Genomic DNA, 14,680 nt, shown 5'->3' with positions numbered 1-14,680 from the left:
GGTTTGTAAGTGGTGAGCCAACTAGCGTCGCGATCGAAACGCAGCACGGATCTCCTTAGAGAAGAACTGCGGCTGTTCTCACGCGGCGAATTGTTTGCCGTCTACTCGGTGACATCTGGGCGACCTGCCCTTTAAGCCGCGACTTGACTTCGCGTGAATTCTGCGGCGTGCAATTTCACGAAGTCGTATAGGCTCGTCGGCGTCTTGCCCGTGAGCTTGAACAGGTCATCCGTCATGCGGTCATACCGCCCCTGAGCATGACGTTCAGCCATCACCGCGAGGTGGTTGATGAGGTGCGTTGGCACTGCAAACTCACGAAGCGTGTCAGTCCACCCGGAGAGCGGCACGTCGCGATAGCGAATCGTTCGACCGAGTGCTTCGGAAAACGCGCGCGCATAGTGGTCGAGATCGGCTGACTCAAATCCGGTTAGATTGTAAATATGACCAATGTGTGGGGCAGGATCATCAAGGATTTCGGAAACGGCGCGCGCTACATCAACCGCTGAAACTGGTGAAGTCTTGCTGTTGCCCAGCGGCAGTGCCAGTTCGTTGTTATCCCGGACGCCAGCAGCGGCGAGACGCAGGAAGAAGCCTTCGAGGAAGACCGTCGGCCGCACTGTGACGACCGGCAGCCCCGACCACGCCAATGCCTGTTCTGCAAGCCAGTGCAGCTTGTGCTGCGGGCTGTCAGTGGTCTCCGTGATGCTCATCTGCGTCACCGTCATCTGCGACATGTTCACGAAGGCTTCGACGCCGTGGTGTTTTGCCACCGCAGCAGTGTTGACCGTAGCTTCAAGATAAGCTGCCGAGACTGACATGCCAAAATAGACGCGCTTAACCCCTTCAATCGCCCGGTGCATTGAGGCGAGATCGGTCAGGTCGCCCTTCACAACCTCGGCACCAAGCTGACGCAGCGCTTCAGCGCGTTCATCCTCCCGGCGGACCAGGGCGCGCACCTGGTGCCCTTTGTCGAGCAGCATTGCAGTGAGGTTGCGACCAATCGCACCGATATCGCCAGCCGCTCCAGTCACGAGGATTGGGCTGTCATGTGTGGAGTTCATCGTCATATCATTTACCTCCTTGTCACTTGTTGTGAGGACATATCTGTTTGCGTGATCAACCAAACGTGAATGCAAACGCCTCTACCCCAGCATCTAGAAACTCGATCTCGAATTGGCGATCGCGGATAGGCTCCGATTGCCGAACCAGTTGGTACAACCGCTGTTCGGTCACGGTGCCTTCGCCTCGTTCATCAACGTCAAGTCCACGAGCCTCAACTGCTGGCTGCCCATCTATGAGCAGGCGAAACCGCACGGACGTTCCTGGTGCGGACGGACCCATGACAAGATGAAGGTCACGGGCGTGGAAGCGGTACACAATTCGCCCACCGGGCTGGCTTAGGACAATGGCTTGTCTGCCGATTGTCCAATCGCCCGAAAGTGCCCATTGATTTCGTTGCAATTGCGCAGGGGCGGTATACGAATGAGGCTTGTTTAACATCGCGCCGGAAGACGCAAAATTGTCTGTTCTTGCGTAGCCGAGGTAGTTTTCAGGCGATCGCAGACTGTCCCAATCAGCAGCAGCCTCAAGACCGCGAGCGTTGACTTCGACCATTTCCTGACTGACACCACCCGCTCCAGCTTCTGATAGGAGCTGTTGAATGACCCTTTCCGATCGCTCATACTCGCCCTCGCCGAAGTGGTGATGACGGATGCGTCCTTGCGTGTCTATAAAATAAAGGGCCGGCCAATAACGGTTCCCGAACGCACGCCACACTGCATAATCGTTATCCACGGCGATCGGGTAATCAATTCTCATGTCCGTCAAAGCTCGGCGGACATTATCGAGATTCTTCTCGAATCCGAACTCCGGTGTATGTACACCAATTACTACTAGTCCCTGATCCTGATACTTTTCGGCCCACGCGCGAACATAAGGAAGTTGGCGCAACCAATTAATGCAGGTATAAGTCCAGAAGTTGATGAGCACAACTTTTCCGCGCAGTTCGTCAACCGTTAATGGCTGCGAATTGAGCCATGTGGTTGCGCCGACCAGAGAAGGGAGTTCGCCTTCAATCGGTAACTCAGCCGTTGCCGGTGTAGCGTGCTGTTTGGTGAAACCAAGCCTGCCAAGCTGGGTAGCAGCAATGGTTTGAACCGTGGTTGTTAAAAAGGAGCGGCGATTAGGATTGATTGCTTCGGACATGTGCTGACCTCCCTGTCGTTGGTTCAGGTACGGTGGAATTAGAGAACTTCGACTGGCCTCTCCTCCGCGACAGCCATCAGCAAGCCATCAGCGTTGGGGTAGGCGGTGCGCTCATGGACGTACGATGCGGGTGTCCGGTCGATCAGCAAGCTGAGCAGTTCGGGGCGGCTGTAGTGACCACGCGCATCCATAACTCTTTTGCGGGCGTCAATTTGCGCAAAGTCAAGATCGGCAATTATTTCGCCTTCACCAGCCTGGATCGGCCCATCAGTAATCGATCCGTCCGGGCTCACGATCGCAGTAAAGTTACCACCCGAAATTGGTCCGATCGGACAACCCGTGTCTTGCATGATCTGGGCCTGCTGATCGGCATCGAGCCACGCGGTCGCACTGACGACAAAGCAGCCAGATTCAAGGGCGTGCTGGCGGACGTTAATTTCTGCCTGCTCCGCGAACAACGGCCCGGCAAACGATCCGGGATACATCGCCGAGTGAATCTGCTCACCATCGGCGATCAGCGCGTACCGTGCCAAAGGGTTGTTATGCTCAAAGCAGGCAAGTTGTCCGATGCGCCCAACAGCACTATCGACGGCGCGCAGTCCCGAGCCGTCACCCTGACCCCAAAGTATCCGCTCGTTATAAGTCGGCGTGATCTTGCGGCGGCGCTGGATCAGCGTACCGTCTGCGTCGAAGAGAAGCTGTGTATTGTAGATTGAACCGCCATCGCGCTCATTGACGCCGATCGAGACGACCATGTTTGCTTCCTTTGCGGCTTCGGCGATCGCCCGGGTTTCAGCAGACGGCACCGTGACTGACTCTTCAAGCAACCGCAGATGTTCCTTAGCCAGCGCGAACGGGGCTAGCACATAGGTGAAGTAGGGGTAATAGGGAATGATGGTCTCGGGGAAAGTGGCGAACTGGACGCCTTGTTGTCCCAGCTCACGAATCTTCTTCACGACCTTTTCCACGGTGCCCTGCCGACTGTACAGCACAGGGCTGATCTGCACGGCAGCGGCTTTAACGATTGGACTAGCAAAGGTATTTTTCATGATTAGCGCAGCGACCTGAACGCTGCCCTGAGTTCTTGAGTAAAAATTGTTGGCTCCTCCCACGCTGCAAAGTGTCCGCCTTTGTCGAGCTGGTTGTAATAAATGAGATTGGGATACGCCTGCTCAGTCCAGCTTCGTGGGGCCTCATATTGCTCACCAGGAAAGATGCTCACCGCCACCGGAATGGAGACACCCTTAGCGTTGAAAAAGCCACCCTTGTATTCCCAGTAGAGACGGGACGCAGAGACTCCCGTATTTGTCAGCCAATACAGCGTAATGTTGTCAAGGATCTCGTCGCGGGTCAGCTCGCCAGTGGTGCTGCTCGTTCGGTTTAGGGCTGAGGCGACTGCTGCCGCTGGCTGACCGCCAGCATCATTGTGGTCTAGAAGCCAGGCAGCCAGACCGACGGGTGAATCCGCAATTCCGTACAAGGTTTGCGGGCGCGACGCCATTAGTCTGGCGTAGTCCACTTGCTTGAACGTTCTGACCAGTTGCTCATAGGCGCGCTGTTCGTCAGATGAGAGACCCGATGGCGCTGGGCTGCCAGCTAGGAGCGCCCTATCGACATCCTCTGGAACGGTGGCAGGCATGTTGGTGTGGATGGCGAGCAATCCCGCTGGTGCCTGCAAACCCATCTGATCAACAACAAACGCACCCCAATCGCCGCCCTGGGCGACGTAGCGGGTGTAGCCCAAACGCTTCATCAACACATCCCAGGCTTGACCCATGCGCTCGGGACCCCAGCCTGTGGTGGTTGGTTTGCCGGAGAAGCCATAGCCCGGCATCGACGGAATCACCACATCGAAAGCATCGGATGCGCTCGCACCATACGCTGTGGGATTAGTCAGTGGATCGATAATCTTTAGCTGCTCGATGATTGAACCGGGCCAACCGTGCGTGACGATGAGCGGTAACGCGTTCTCATGCTGCGATCGCACGTGAATGAAATGAATGTCTAGCCCATCGATCTCGGTGATGAAGTGCGGCAAGGCTTTCAGTCTTGCCTCGACCTTGCGCCAGTCGTAATCTGTCGCCCAGTAGCGCGCGAGTTCTTGCATCGTCGCGAGCTGCAATCCCTGCGACTGGTCTGAGACAGTCTCCTTTTCGGGCCAGCGGGTCGCCACAATGCGTTGGCGGAGATCGTCGAGGTCTGCTTGCGGGATATTTATTTGGAAGGGGCGGATTGCGGTTGGGTCGGTGTGGACGGTTCCAGATTGAGCCGTGGTAATTTCCTTGGGGTGTGGTTGGCTTAATTGAGCGTTCGCAGAACCGAATCGACCTAGCTGTGTAGTTGCGATCGTCCCGGCTGCAATGCCCAAAAAGCGGCGGCGTTGATGGTTGATTTTCTCAGACATTGATCTTTCTCCAATTGATTTAACTCAGCCTGCTCTAATCAATTTCGTGATACCTGTCGTGCTTTTCGACCCAGAACAGAGACCAGTTTCGTCGGTGCTGATACCTCTGGTGGGCGATCGCGATCTACGCTGGCAGCAAAGGTCTTTCTCCCATTAGTGCTTGGGTCCAATTGCCTGCTGTGCGAAACTTGAAGCGGGTTTACGTACTCTTTTACTCCGGCGAAGCGGGCCGGGTATAGAGGCTCCATTAGTGCGCGTGCGCGCTCTGGTATTCAGGGATGGTGAACGTCTGCGTCACCACCTGTCCGGGGAAAACGTTGTGGTTAGGGTCAACCAACTCGATCTTTACCTTGTGCGGTCCGGGTGGCAGTCCGGCTATGTCGATTGTGTTGGTGTCACTCGCATCCGCCCACCACCAGGGCAGATCGTCGACGGTGATGTGCAGATGCCCGACCCGCGGAGAGGTCTGGATAGCACCTGCTCCAAAAACGGGTACGATACGCAAATTCTCTACTCGGTACTGGGCCCAGAAGATGCCCAAAGCCAGCCCTTGAGGAAGCGGGGGATCTACGATCAGCTTGGGTTCGGGCTCGTTTTCAAGTGGGAGATACGGTGAAGCGCCGCGAATGTCCCTCGCGCTTGGGGTGAAGGGGCGGATTGCGTTTGGGTCGGTGGACTGCGCGGTTCCGGGTTGAGGTGTGGCGGCTTCCTTTGGCTGTGTTTGGCTCGATTGTGCGTTCGCCAAACCGAATCGACCTAACTGTGTAGCAGCAATGCTCAGGGCTGCAATGCCCAAAAAACGGCGGCGTAGTGGGTTGATTTTTTCAGACATTGGTCTTGCTCCAATTGGGTTTAACTGAGGTTATGTATTGGTCATCCATATGACTCAGTTGTGATGGCGGGGCGAGCTGTGGGTTTGAGTTCCGTCGCTCGCCCCATCGCTCAATGCAACGAGGAAAAGGCGATCGGTTAGTTGGAAAGAACAGGCAAAATTGTCTCCATGTATCGGTCAGCAGCTGCGGCAGCTTCTTCTGGGTTGCTACCACTCTGACGTGCACTTAAGTAGGGCGCATACCAGTCCCACCAGTTATGCTCGCCGTGAGTCTTCTCGTAATGGTCGTGACGCTCTGCTGTCTCATGGAGAAGGGTTGCAAGGGTGGCAACGTCTGCTTGTAAAGAGTCCCACAAGCGACCAGGAAGCCGCGTTGTGATTTCCTGGAGCAGCCAGACGTTTCCATCCGGGTCTTCAAACGAGGCAAATGAGAAGTAGGAACGACCTTCTGGGTCGCGTCCGCTGACGCGCGGGTTTTCCACGGCGTTGTTGAAGGGACCGCCAGCGTAGTGGAAGATCTCACTCACGTTGACACCGCGATCGCTCAAGTCTTTGCGGGCGGCGTCGAGGTCGTCCACAGCGAGGACTAGGTTTTGCACCGAGCCAGAATTGCTTGGAGGGAGTCCCTTGCCAAAGAGGATTGAGGCATCCGAGTTAGGCGGTGTAAAATGCACGCCACGGAAGTCGCCCTCCACCACGTCGATGTCGAACCGCCAGCCGAGATTCTCGTAGAATGCTTTGGCGCGATCGATGTCGGAAACGTTCAACATCACGACTTCGAGTTTCATGTTTGGACGGTTTACGTGATTGCTACTCATCTTTTTTCTCCTTTGAATTGTGAGTTTGCTGCTCACCTCGATTAACTTCATTCTTCTGTGATCGCCCTATTTACACCACTCAAGTTATTTGAGTTAACACGCGACTTAAATGTGTGTTCACTAATGAGAAGTGCAATGAAAAGTGTGGTGGTTTTACGGTGCGACTGAGACTGTTTTGACAGGGGTTTGCAGCTGGTATTCGACCTGTAAAATTTCCGCTGCTCGCTCCCCAACAATCACGCAGGGAGCCATCGTGTTACCGGTCGTTACTCGCGGCAGAATTGAGCCATCCGCGATCCTGAGATTGTCGATTCCATACACTTTCAGGTTGCTATCCACCACCGACATGGAATCTCTACCCATCTTTGCGGTGCAGGTTTCATGCCAAAAACTTGTCGCAGCATCTCGAACAAAGCGTTCGAGTTCGGCTCCTTTCAAATTCCCTGGCATGACTTCGCGCTTGATAAACGGCCGAAGCGGAGCGGAGTTACCGACTTCGCGGCAGAGTTCTACGCAAGCGATCGCGGTTTTGAGATCATCTGGGTCAGACAGCGTGTTCGCATCAATCAGAATTGGGTCGAATGGATTGGCTCCCGTCAGGCGCAGACGACCTCGGCTTTTGGGGTGTACGATCGCCCCAAATAATGTCCAGCCTGCATCAGGCAGACTAAACCGGGCGGCATTCTCAGCAGTGGTTTTTGGCACCTCAGCCTGACAAACAAATACGTCTGGACTGTCAAGTCCGGACTGGTGGCCCGTGAAAAAGATTGCCTCGGACAAGTTGTTTCTGGGTTCAAGAGCGGTTTCATATTCCCAGACACAGTCAAAGGCAACGTGGTCTTGAAAATTTTGCCCCACACCGGGAAGGTGCTGCACGACAGGAATTCCAAATCGTCGCAACTCGGACTCATCACCGATACCGGATTGCATCAGCACTTTCGGCGTATGAATTGCACCCAGTGACAGCACGACTTCGACTGCTGCACCAATGCGATAGATCGCGTCACGATAAGCGATCTCCACGCCAGTGACCCGCTTGCCCTGGAACGTCAGCCGTGTGACTAGTGCATGACTGAGAACCGTCAGGTTTGGACGATCTAGATAAGGGAAGACGTAGGAACGGAATATCGATTCGCGCTTGCCATTGCGGACTCGCACATCGGTGATAGAAGCACCCTTCGCCGCTTCCATCATTTGTCCGTTCGGATTTTCAAACGTAGGAATACCGACTGATCGCGCTGCTTCGACCGTTGCGGGTGCGATCAGGTTTGGATCTGGTGCAGGCTGGACAAATACTGGTCCTCCCGTTCCGCGATACATCGGGTCCGGTACACCATGCCAATCTTCCAGGCGGCGATAAATCTTCAAGACAGATTCATAACTCCAGGCTGGATCGTTGGCTTCAGAGGCGAAGAAATCCCAATCCTGTTTGTGTCCGCGTGCCCAAACCATGACGTTGATGCTCGATCCACCGCCGAGTACCTTGCCCATCGAGAACGGAATCGAACGACCGTTCACATGTCGATTTGGCTGTCCCTGAAAGCTCCAGTCGCGATCGCTTCCAAGGTTCATCGGCCATTGATTGGCTTCCAGGACGGTTGGCAGATCATCGCTGCCTCCAGCTTCAATCAGCAGAACGCTGACATCGGGATTTTCAGCCAGTCTACGGGCGACCACTGAGCCAGACGATCCAGATCCGCAAACAATAAAATCATACTGGTGTCTTAGCTCAGAGGTAAGCTGGCGCTGGTTGTTGCGAACCCGTTCGGTGAAAACATCGTGGCTATCAGTTTCACGTTGATAGGTTTCACGCTCATCCTCAAAGGATTCGTTCCCAAAATTCGTCTTCATCGCGACTACCTCGCTTTCAAAATCGAATTAACTGAGTCCGGCGATCGCCCCACCGCTCACTTCACCGAGGAAAAGGAGGTTGGTGCCAGCAACTCGCTATTGATGTTTTGCACAAGTTGACCATCCTTCTCGCTTTCAGCCTTGATCGCAATCCATTCGGGGTCGGTGAGGAATGCACTCCAACGCTCCTGGCGCTCAGCCATGCTGTCCCAGGCAAGCAGGTAGGTGAGCCGGTTACTCTCACTCTCACCGATTAGCGTTGTCCAAAATCCTGCCTGGCGGATGCCATGCTTTTCCCAAATCTGTATCGTATGGTTCTGGAAGCGCGACAGCAGCGCGGGTAGTTGTCCGGGCATGGCGTAATAAATGCGCAATTCGTAGATCATGCTTTTTCGAGTTGGGTCATGGGGTGCGTTCCTTTGTCAGCAGGTTGGACGATCGAGCAATTTTATTTGGGAGCGTCAATGACGCTCCCTAGGTGTAAGGCAGTGTCAGTGCCCCGCACTCTGTCCACCATCGACGTGAAGGATTTCGCCCGTCACAAAGTTAGCTGATTCGAGGTAGAGGATGGCATCGACGACATCAGACATCTCACCCAACTGACCAACCGGGTGCAGGGCAGCGAGTTGAGCATGGGTCTCAGGGGGATGCATCGGCGTTTTGATAGTTCCCAGCGCGATCGCATTCACCCGGATACCGCGCTTGGCATACTCGATCGCCAGTGATTTGGTCGCGGCATTCAGTCCACCCTTTGTCAGTGATGCGAGCACAGAGGGTACACCAGCGATCGGATTGTCAACCAGGCTCGTCGAAATCTGCACAACATGACCGCTGCCCTGCTTCTCCATCTCGGCGATCGCCAGTTGCGTCATGTGAAAGAAGCCAGCAATGTTGGTGCCCAGGTACACGTCGTAGTCTGCCTGGGTGTACTCGGTGAACGGCTTGGCGATGAAGATGCCAGCGTTATTGATGAGTGTGTCGATGCGTCCGAAGTGTGCAACGCCTTTGGAAATCACAAGCTCAGCGGTTTTTCGATCGGCGATATCACCCGGCACTGTGAGAATTGCATCATCGTTGGATGGCTCGATCGAGCGCGAGGTTGCAACTACCCGATAGTTGCGATCGCGGTATGCCTTCACTAGAGCTGCGCCGATGCCTTGCGATGCGCCGGTGATAATAGCAACTTTCTGTTCAGTGCTCATCAGAAAAACTCCTTGATGCGTTTGAGAAATGGGTGGAATGAGAGTCAAAGGTCAGATATGTTGAATGGCACAGTGCAATTACACTTCATTCTTCAGCAATCGCTCTTATTTAGACCATTCAAGTTAGTTGAGTTAACTGCCAGTTAAGCTTGCTCAATTCAAAACTGGCAGGTTCGATGGCATCCGAGGGTTAGGGTTAGAGTTAGGGGCAAGATGGTCTAAGCCGCGATCCGCTTGTCATGGTCGGTACTGGTCGCGACTGGCAGCCATGCTTGAACGTCCTGTGCTATTTTCGCAGCGCTGCTTCGGTATAGGGCGATCGTGTCGTTGCCGACGGGTAAATGCAGCGGTGGACGGTCTGTATTAGCGAGTTGAAGCATTACTTGAGCAAACTTTTTCGGATCACCGGGCTGATTTCTGTGTAGCGCATCGGCTCCGCTCCGCATCGGTCCTACCGTTTCCTGGTAATCGTCGATGATGGTTCTAGCCGCGACATAGGAGTCAGTGCTCAAGAAGTCGGTGCTAAAAAGACCAGGAGCGACTACCGTGACATGAATGCCGAGCGGTGCCAGTTCGACTGCCAGCCCTTTCGAGAGTCCTTCAACTGCAAACTTAGTAGATCCGTACAAGCCCCAGCCTGGAATTGCGTCGTAGCCGAACAGTGATGAGATATTGATGATGTGCCCAGACTTTTGCTGGCGCAGGTACGGCAACACGGCACGAGTTACGTTGAGTAAACCAAACACGTTGGTTTCATATTGTTTGCGAACTTCAGCATCCGTGATTTCTTCGATCGCACCAACCATGCCAAACCCGGCATTGTTGACTAAAACATCAACCCGACCGAAACGAGTAATACCTTCCTTAACAGCTTCACGTACCTGGTCTTCCTGAGTGACATCCATCTGCACCACGTACAGATCCGGGTGGTTGTGCAGGGTATTGGTGAGTTGTGCGGGATTACTGCGAACCGTTGCTACAACTTGGTCGCCTGCTGCCAGAGCGGCTTGGGCAATTTCTAATCCAAATCCTCTGGAAGCTCCGGTAATGAACCATACTTTCTGAGTTTTCATCTTCTTTCCTCGCTTAAGTGTTGTTTTGTGTGTTGGCTTTAGCTTGGTAAGCTTGCTGCTCACCTCGATTAACTTCATTCTTCAGCGATCGACCAATACACACCACTCAAGTTCTTTGAGTTAAAACGCGACTTAATTATTCAGACTGAAGGAAAGCAGCAGAAAGTGAAGTCATTAGACCTGATACGCTTCAGGTGAGCTGCGTGATGAAGTGATTCTGGATTGTCGATACATCAAAATTCTTGTGTGCAATTTTGCGCCTCACTCTTCGTCATTTATCACCAGATTCTGTTCATCGGTATCGACGATAAGCACTGCTAGCAAGCGTGCGGGTTCAGTATCACTGGCATTTGCGCTGACACGATGATGATCGCCAGGTAGTTCAGTGAAATTCTCACCCGCGTGATACACCTGCTCTGGATTGTCATTGATTTTGCTACGAACCGCACCTTCCAAGACTGTTGCATAAATGAAAGCTGACGCTGCATGGGTGTGAGGGATCGATGAGACACCTGGTTCATATTCGACCGTCTGGACTTTAATGCTCTTACCAGGCACATTGGGAAGGGCACCATCGAAGACCAACGTAACCTTTTCACCCAACACACCATCGGCTGAAGCTGCGAAGACGGGGGAAGTGGCAAATATAGAGAGCGCCATGACTAGGGAGAGAGTCAGGAATGCAACTCTACAGAAAAATCTAGTGAACATTTAGGTTCTCCTTGCGTGAATACAAACAGTCCGTCCTCTAGGCGATCGCGCGGTTAAGCCATTCCTCAAAGTGTGTCGAACCGATGAGCGAGTTACCCTGCGGAACGAGCTGATCGTTCAACGCTGCACCAAAATAACGGGCGTGGCTGTCTACAACCACCTGACGTGAGTCGTGAGTTGCGCTCAGGAATTGGTGGATGATTTCCTCAAAACGGAACCGATCTGGACCTGCTAGATCGATAATGCTGTTGGCTGGTGCTCCCAGTGTGATATCCACCAGCGCGTCAGCAACGTCCTCTGATAGGATAGGTTGGATAAAGGCAGGAGGCAGGTGGACTGTTTGCCCATCCGTGGGAAATTGAGCAATGATCGTCTCGATGAACTCAAAGAACTGCGTAGCGCGGACGATTGTATAGGGGATTCCTGCGGACTGGATCAACTTTTCCTGAGCGACTTTCGCACGCATATAGCCGCTATCGGGAATGCGATCGGCACCCACGATCGACACCACAACGTGATGAGTTACACCTGCGGCTGCCTCTGCTGCCAGCAGGTTCCGGGTTGACTTCTCGAAGAACTCTAATACCGCCGCATCCTCAAAGGAGGGCGAATTCGTCACATCAACAACAACTTGAGCACCCGCCAACGCCTCAGCCAGTCCCTCACCTGTAACCGCGTTGATACCTAAAGAAGGGGATGCTGCGATCGCCTCATGCCCAAGTTTCTGTAGCTTGCTCACAAGCTTCTTGCCAATCAGCCCACTGCCACCAATAACAACAATTTTCATGACAATACCTCTGATAACTTAATGCGATGAAACCATGCTGCTTACGCAAGTTGAAATGCTCTACTTTGTTTAGACGGGAGAATTAAGTTTGGCAGTCACCGTTGCGAGTTTGCGACCAAGTTGCAGGATGCTTGTCTGTTGGGCTTCATCCTTCAAATTGCCATTCTCATCAAACGCTTGATACGCGCTGCTAATTGCCTGCTGATCTGGCAACACTAAAACCCCAATGTTGCCAAGAATGGAACGGACATGAACTAATCCTCGTAAGCCTCCCAAAGCTCCCGGGGAAGCACTCATTAACACCGCAACCTTGTCTGCGAAACACGCCAATGGCGGTTCGCCTGGTTCAGAACGTGAAGCCCAATCGATCGCATTTTTTAGCAGCGGAGTGATCGAACTGTTGTATTCTGGGCTGGCAATCAGGAATCCCTGATGCGCTTTCATTAGAGCCTTGAGTTTGAGGACATTCTCCGGCAGTCCCTCAGCCTCCTCCAAATCGCCATCATAGAGTGGTATGGGCAGATCGCGGAAATCCAGGTAGGTCACTTCTGCACCCGCAGCTTTAGCGCCTTCAACGGCAATTTTAACCAGTTTTTTATTAATAGAATCTTGGCGAGCACTTCCGGCAAAAGCGAGAATTTTGGCAGTGGTCATGAATTCCTCCTTCTAATTTTTTGTGATGAGTCTATGGTTGTTGAGTTTTGAGCCATCTGGTTTAAACCATTGAGAGGAAGTTATATTGCCTTCTCTGGTGGCTGAATTGTTCTCAACGCCAATACACCAATCCAACAACCCAATCCATCAACGATTAACATCAGGTAAGCAGTAGCCTGGAAAAGCAAGCCCCATCCTTCAAAGGAAACTTGAGAAACATGATCGGGGCTAATGACCAAGTGATGATTATAAATTGCAGAAAGGAGTGAGCCTGCCAATGAACCCAGCAAAAGCCCGCTACCAATACGATAGAACGACGTCCAGAGTAAACCGGCTGCAATAATGGGAGACAATATCACCACAACGCCCACAAACAAACCTTGAAACAGAGAAAGGGAAATTGGGATTTCATTATGCGCTAAGCCATGCAGGACATGAAGGAGCACGTGCATGACTACGATCGCTGTTCCATATTGGGCAATCTTCATCTTCTTCTCCTTTAACAGGTCAACTAGCATGAGTTACAGCAGTCTCAACCACCCATTCCAACGGCCGCGGTTGAAAATTCAATTCACGTTTTGCCTTGGCATTCGAGGCACCTCGCATTTGAGTCTGGTAGTAAACAATATCCGTACCACCCTCCAATTTGAGAGCATCTTCAACCGATACTCGTGGCGGGGGTGGAGCATTCAGCGATCGAGCAAATGCAGGCAGCCAGTCGCGCACTGCTAAAGGCTGATCATCCACAATCAGATAAACCCCAGGATTGCCTTGCTCTGCGGCTGCAACAGTGGCGATCGCTGCATCCTCAATGTGTAACCAAGACCAGACGCCATCCCCATTGCCCACAATTGGAAACTGTTGCTGCCGCACCTGTTGCGCTACATCACCATCCGGGTTGAACCAGGTGCCGGGTCCGTAGAAGAAACCATAACGTAAAGCGATTCCTTCTAGATCAGGCGTTTGGAGCAAACTACGTTCAGTGTCAAGGACTAGACGAGCATCGGCGGCAACGGCAGGGGAGGCATCAACCGATAACAGGGTTTCCTCATCTGCCAATCCAGCACCGGGAATTCCCCAGAAGGCCATGGACTGTTTCAGGAAACGGCGCACCCCTGCTGCCTTTGCTGCTGCCAGCACATTGGCACTGCCTTCCGAGCGAATGCGCGTATTTAGAGCCGCTGTCGCATTCATGGATTCGCGAGTGTAAGTTCTGGGTAGAGCGGTGAGTTGTTCAATCACTACGTCTGGTTTAGCTTGGGCGATCGCTGCTTTGACTGAATCTGGATCGAATACATCGGCGATCGCCGGTTCGATTCCCTGTGCCGCTAAGGACTGTGCTCTTTCTGGGGTGCGGGTCAGCGCGACAACATTGTGTCCTCTGGCAAGTAATTGGTCGAGCGTTGGGCGACCGATCGCTCCTGTTCCCCCGGCAACAAAAACCTTCATCTGTAAATTCTCCAAAACGGGTTGGCTAGTACAGCACTACATCGCGTTATAGCGGAAGGGGTAGAAGAGTAAGGGGGTAGAGGGGATAATAAGTAGCTCCTCTACTCCTCTACTTCTCCACCCATTTCCTTGTTATCGTCTCTGTCGTGAACTTCGCTTCTGTCTTTAAGCGATTGATATTCTAATTAGCGTCCGGGAAGCCGCACTCTGACCTCTTGGAGTATCCAACCATTGCCGTCTGGATCACTAAACGAGGCATAAGAGGCATAATCGCCACGCGTTGGATCGGGACCTGGTACTCGTCCCTCGGTTCCGGCGTGGTGGAAGATCCCGCCGATGTCGTGAAATACCTCACTCACCTCCACACCCCGCTCAACGAGTTCGGCACGGGCCGCTTCGATGTCGTAAACGATAAGATACAAGCCTTGAACTGAGCCTGGCTCGGCTAACGATACCCCTTTCCCGAAGATGATCGAGGCTTGTGATTCAGGTGGGGTAAATTGCACGACTCGGAAACCATTCTCGCCAGGGAAGTCGGCATCGAGTCGCCATCCCAACGTTTTGTAGAAGTCTTTGGAGCGATCGACATCGGCAACAGGTATCACCACAACTTCGAGTTTCATGGCTTGGCTGGTTACAGGATTGTTACTCATCTTGTTCTCCTTTAGATTGGTGGATTTGTTGTTCAGATTCG

Annotated in this window: 18 protein-coding genes; 2 read left to right on the top strand and 16 right to left on the bottom strand. The window is 53.1% G+C overall.

The genetic code is table 11. The features are described from left to right. Nucleotides 1–12 precede the first annotated feature (12 nt). Complete coding sequence (locus tag H6F93_RS34635) at nt 13–135, top strand: hypothetical protein (RefSeq protein ID WP_277882842.1); 123 nt, start codon at nt 13–15, stop codon at nt 133–135. On the opposite strand, the gene H6F93_RS11840 is transcribed toward H6F93_RS34635, so the two are convergent. The 6 genes from H6F93_RS11840 to H6F93_RS11815 all read right to left on the bottom strand — a co-directional run bounded on the left by H6F93_RS11840 (nt 132) and on the right by H6F93_RS11815 (nt 6,193). Then, nucleotides 132–1,067 (bottom strand): NmrA family NAD(P)-binding protein, encoded by a 936-nt coding sequence (locus H6F93_RS11840; RefSeq protein WP_199313653.1) that lies wholly within the window; start codon nt 1,065–1,067, stop codon nt 132–134. The genes H6F93_RS34635 and H6F93_RS11840 overlap by 4 nt on opposite strands. A gap of 49 nt (nt 1,068–1,116) precedes the next feature. Next, nucleotides 1,117–2,205 carry a thioredoxin family protein gene (locus H6F93_RS11835; RefSeq protein WP_190680923.1) on the bottom strand — a complete coding sequence of 363 codons (1,089 nt, stop codon included), beginning with the start codon at nt 2,203–2,205 and terminating at the stop codon, nt 1,117–1,119. Nucleotides 2,206–2,243: 38 nt separating this feature from the next. After that, nucleotides 2,244–3,254, bottom strand: a complete 1,011-nt coding sequence (locus tag H6F93_RS11830) for a carbon-nitrogen hydrolase family protein (protein ID WP_190680921.1) — start codon at nt 3,252–3,254, stop codon at nt 2,244–2,246. Between the two features lie 2 nt (nt 3,255–3,256). After that, the gene (locus H6F93_RS11825) at nt 3,257–4,609 is read right to left on the bottom strand and encodes an epoxide hydrolase family protein (protein WP_190680919.1); all 1,353 of its coding nucleotides are present in this window, start codon (nt 4,607–4,609) and stop codon (nt 3,257–3,259) included. A gap of 247 nt (nt 4,610–4,856) precedes the next feature. Beyond that, a complete protein-coding gene (locus tag H6F93_RS11820; RefSeq protein WP_199313652.1) occupies nt 4,857–5,441 on the bottom strand; it encodes a DUF6130 family protein in 585 nt (194 codons plus the stop codon). A 137-nt stretch (nt 5,442–5,578) separates the two neighbouring features. After that, complete coding sequence (locus H6F93_RS11815; RefSeq protein ID WP_347277282.1) at nt 5,579–6,193, bottom strand: VOC family protein; 615 nt, start codon at nt 6,191–6,193, stop codon at nt 5,579–5,581. Here H6F93_RS11815 and H6F93_RS35170 point away from each other — a divergent pair. Beyond that, nucleotides 6,110–6,304, top strand: coding sequence for a hypothetical protein (locus H6F93_RS35170; RefSeq protein ID WP_347277283.1), 195 nt, complete (start codon nt 6,110–6,112; stop codon nt 6,302–6,304). The genes H6F93_RS11815 and H6F93_RS35170 overlap by 84 nt on opposite strands. Nucleotides 6,305–6,412: 108 nt before the next feature. Here H6F93_RS35170 and H6F93_RS11810 read toward each other — a convergent pair whose 3' ends face one another. The 10 genes from H6F93_RS11810 to H6F93_RS11765 form a co-directional block, all read right to left on the bottom strand. Beyond that, on the bottom strand, nt 6,413–8,110 hold the full coding sequence (locus H6F93_RS11810; protein ID WP_190680915.1) for a GMC family oxidoreductase: 1,698 nt from the start codon (nt 8,108–8,110) through the stop codon (nt 6,413–6,415). 56 nt (nt 8,111–8,166) lie between these two features. Continuing rightward, nucleotides 8,167–8,496 carry an NIPSNAP family protein gene (locus H6F93_RS11805; protein ID WP_190680913.1) on the bottom strand — a complete coding sequence of 110 codons (330 nt, stop codon included), beginning with the start codon at nt 8,494–8,496 and terminating at the stop codon, nt 8,167–8,169. 105 nt (nt 8,497–8,601) lie between these two features. Beyond that, on the bottom strand, nt 8,602–9,312 hold the full coding sequence (locus H6F93_RS11800; protein ID WP_190680912.1) for an SDR family NAD(P)-dependent oxidoreductase: 711 nt from the start codon (nt 9,310–9,312) through the stop codon (nt 8,602–8,604). 218 nt (nt 9,313–9,530) lie between these two features. Beyond that, a complete protein-coding gene (locus H6F93_RS11795; protein ID WP_190680909.1) occupies nt 9,531–10,385 on the bottom strand; it encodes an oxidoreductase in 855 nt (284 codons plus the stop codon). Nucleotides 10,386–10,646: 261 nt separating this feature from the next. After that, on the bottom strand, nt 10,647–11,096 hold the full coding sequence (locus tag H6F93_RS11790; RefSeq protein WP_190680906.1) for a cupin domain-containing protein: 450 nt from the start codon (nt 11,094–11,096) through the stop codon (nt 10,647–10,649). Between the two features lie 37 nt (nt 11,097–11,133). Continuing rightward, nucleotides 11,134–11,883 (bottom strand): SDR family oxidoreductase, encoded by a 750-nt coding sequence (locus H6F93_RS11785; protein WP_190680904.1) that lies wholly within the window; start codon nt 11,881–11,883, stop codon nt 11,134–11,136. Nucleotides 11,884–11,952: 69 nt separating this feature from the next. Continuing rightward, complete coding sequence (locus H6F93_RS11780; RefSeq protein WP_190645966.1) at nt 11,953–12,537, bottom strand: NADPH-dependent FMN reductase; 585 nt, start codon at nt 12,535–12,537, stop codon at nt 11,953–11,955. Nucleotides 12,538–12,617: 80 nt separating this feature from the next. After that, nucleotides 12,618–13,025 carry a hypothetical protein gene (locus H6F93_RS11775; RefSeq protein WP_190645965.1) on the bottom strand — a complete coding sequence of 136 codons (408 nt, stop codon included), beginning with the start codon at nt 13,023–13,025 and terminating at the stop codon, nt 12,618–12,620. Between the two features lie 19 nt (nt 13,026–13,044). After that, on the bottom strand, nt 13,045–13,986 hold the full coding sequence (locus tag H6F93_RS11770; protein WP_190680902.1) for an NAD-dependent epimerase/dehydratase family protein: 942 nt from the start codon (nt 13,984–13,986) through the stop codon (nt 13,045–13,047). A 185-nt stretch (nt 13,987–14,171) separates the two neighbouring features. Beyond that, nucleotides 14,172–14,639, bottom strand: coding sequence for a VOC family protein (locus H6F93_RS11765; RefSeq protein WP_190680900.1), 468 nt, complete (start codon nt 14,637–14,639; stop codon nt 14,172–14,174). Between the last annotated feature and the right edge of the window lie 41 nt (nt 14,640–14,680).

This window comes from Leptolyngbya sp. FACHB-671 (assembly GCF_014695745.1).
Lineage (GTDB): Bacteria > Cyanobacteriota > Cyanobacteriia > Elainellales > Elainellaceae > JAAUTN01.
The sequence above is the reverse complement of the archived record's forward strand: the minus strand, read 5'-3'. Positions and strand labels throughout refer to the sequence as shown.

Bases quoted from the DNA above. Each gene is read 5' to 3' on its own strand.
- H6F93_RS11840 (WP_199313653.1), bottom strand. From the start codon at position 1,067: ATGACGATGAACTCCACACATGACAGCCCAATCCTCGTGACTGGAGCG.
- H6F93_RS11835 (WP_190680923.1), bottom strand. From the start codon at position 2,205: ATGTCCGAAGCAATCAATCCTAATCGCCGCTCCTTTTTAACAACCACG.
- H6F93_RS11830 (WP_190680921.1), bottom strand. From the start codon at position 3,254: ATGAAAAATACCTTTGCTAGTCCAATCGTTAAAGCCGCTGCCGTGCAG.
- H6F93_RS11825 (WP_190680919.1), bottom strand. From the start codon at position 4,609: ATGTCTGAGAAAATCAACCATCAACGCCGCCGCTTTTTGGGCATTGCA.
- H6F93_RS11820 (WP_199313652.1), bottom strand. From the start codon at position 5,441: ATGTCTGAAAAAATCAACCCACTACGCCGCCGTTTTTTGGGCATTGCA.
- H6F93_RS35170 (WP_347277283.1), top strand. From the start codon at position 6,110: ATGCACGCCACGGAAGTCGCCCTCCACCACGTCGATGTCGAACCGCCA.
- H6F93_RS11810 (WP_190680915.1), bottom strand. From the start codon at position 8,110: ATGAAGACGAATTTTGGGAACGAATCCTTTGAGGATGAGCGTGAAACC.
- H6F93_RS11805 (WP_190680913.1), bottom strand. From the start codon at position 8,496: ATGATCTACGAATTGCGCATTTATTACGCCATGCCCGGACAACTACCC.
- H6F93_RS11800 (WP_190680912.1), bottom strand. From the start codon at position 9,312: ATGAGCACTGAACAGAAAGTTGCTATTATCACCGGCGCATCGCAAGGC.
- H6F93_RS11795 (WP_190680909.1), bottom strand. From the start codon at position 10,385: ATGAAAACTCAGAAAGTATGGTTCATTACCGGAGCTTCCAGAGGATTT.
- H6F93_RS11790 (WP_190680906.1), bottom strand. From the start codon at position 11,096: ATGTTCACTAGATTTTTCTGTAGAGTTGCATTCCTGACTCTCTCCCTA.
- H6F93_RS11785 (WP_190680904.1), bottom strand. From the start codon at position 11,883: ATGAAAATTGTTGTTATTGGTGGCAGTGGGCTGATTGGCAAGAAGCTT.
- H6F93_RS11780 (WP_190645966.1), bottom strand. From the start codon at position 12,537: ATGACCACTGCCAAAATTCTCGCTTTTGCCGGAAGTGCTCGCCAAGAT.
- H6F93_RS11775 (WP_190645965.1), bottom strand. From the start codon at position 13,025: ATGAAGATTGCCCAATATGGAACAGCGATCGTAGTCATGCACGTGCTC.
- H6F93_RS11770 (WP_190680902.1), bottom strand. From the start codon at position 13,986: ATGAAGGTTTTTGTTGCCGGGGGAACAGGAGCGATCGGTCGCCCAACG.
- H6F93_RS11765 (WP_190680900.1), bottom strand. From the start codon at position 14,639: ATGAGTAACAATCCTGTAACCAGCCAAGCCATGAAACTCGAAGTTGTG.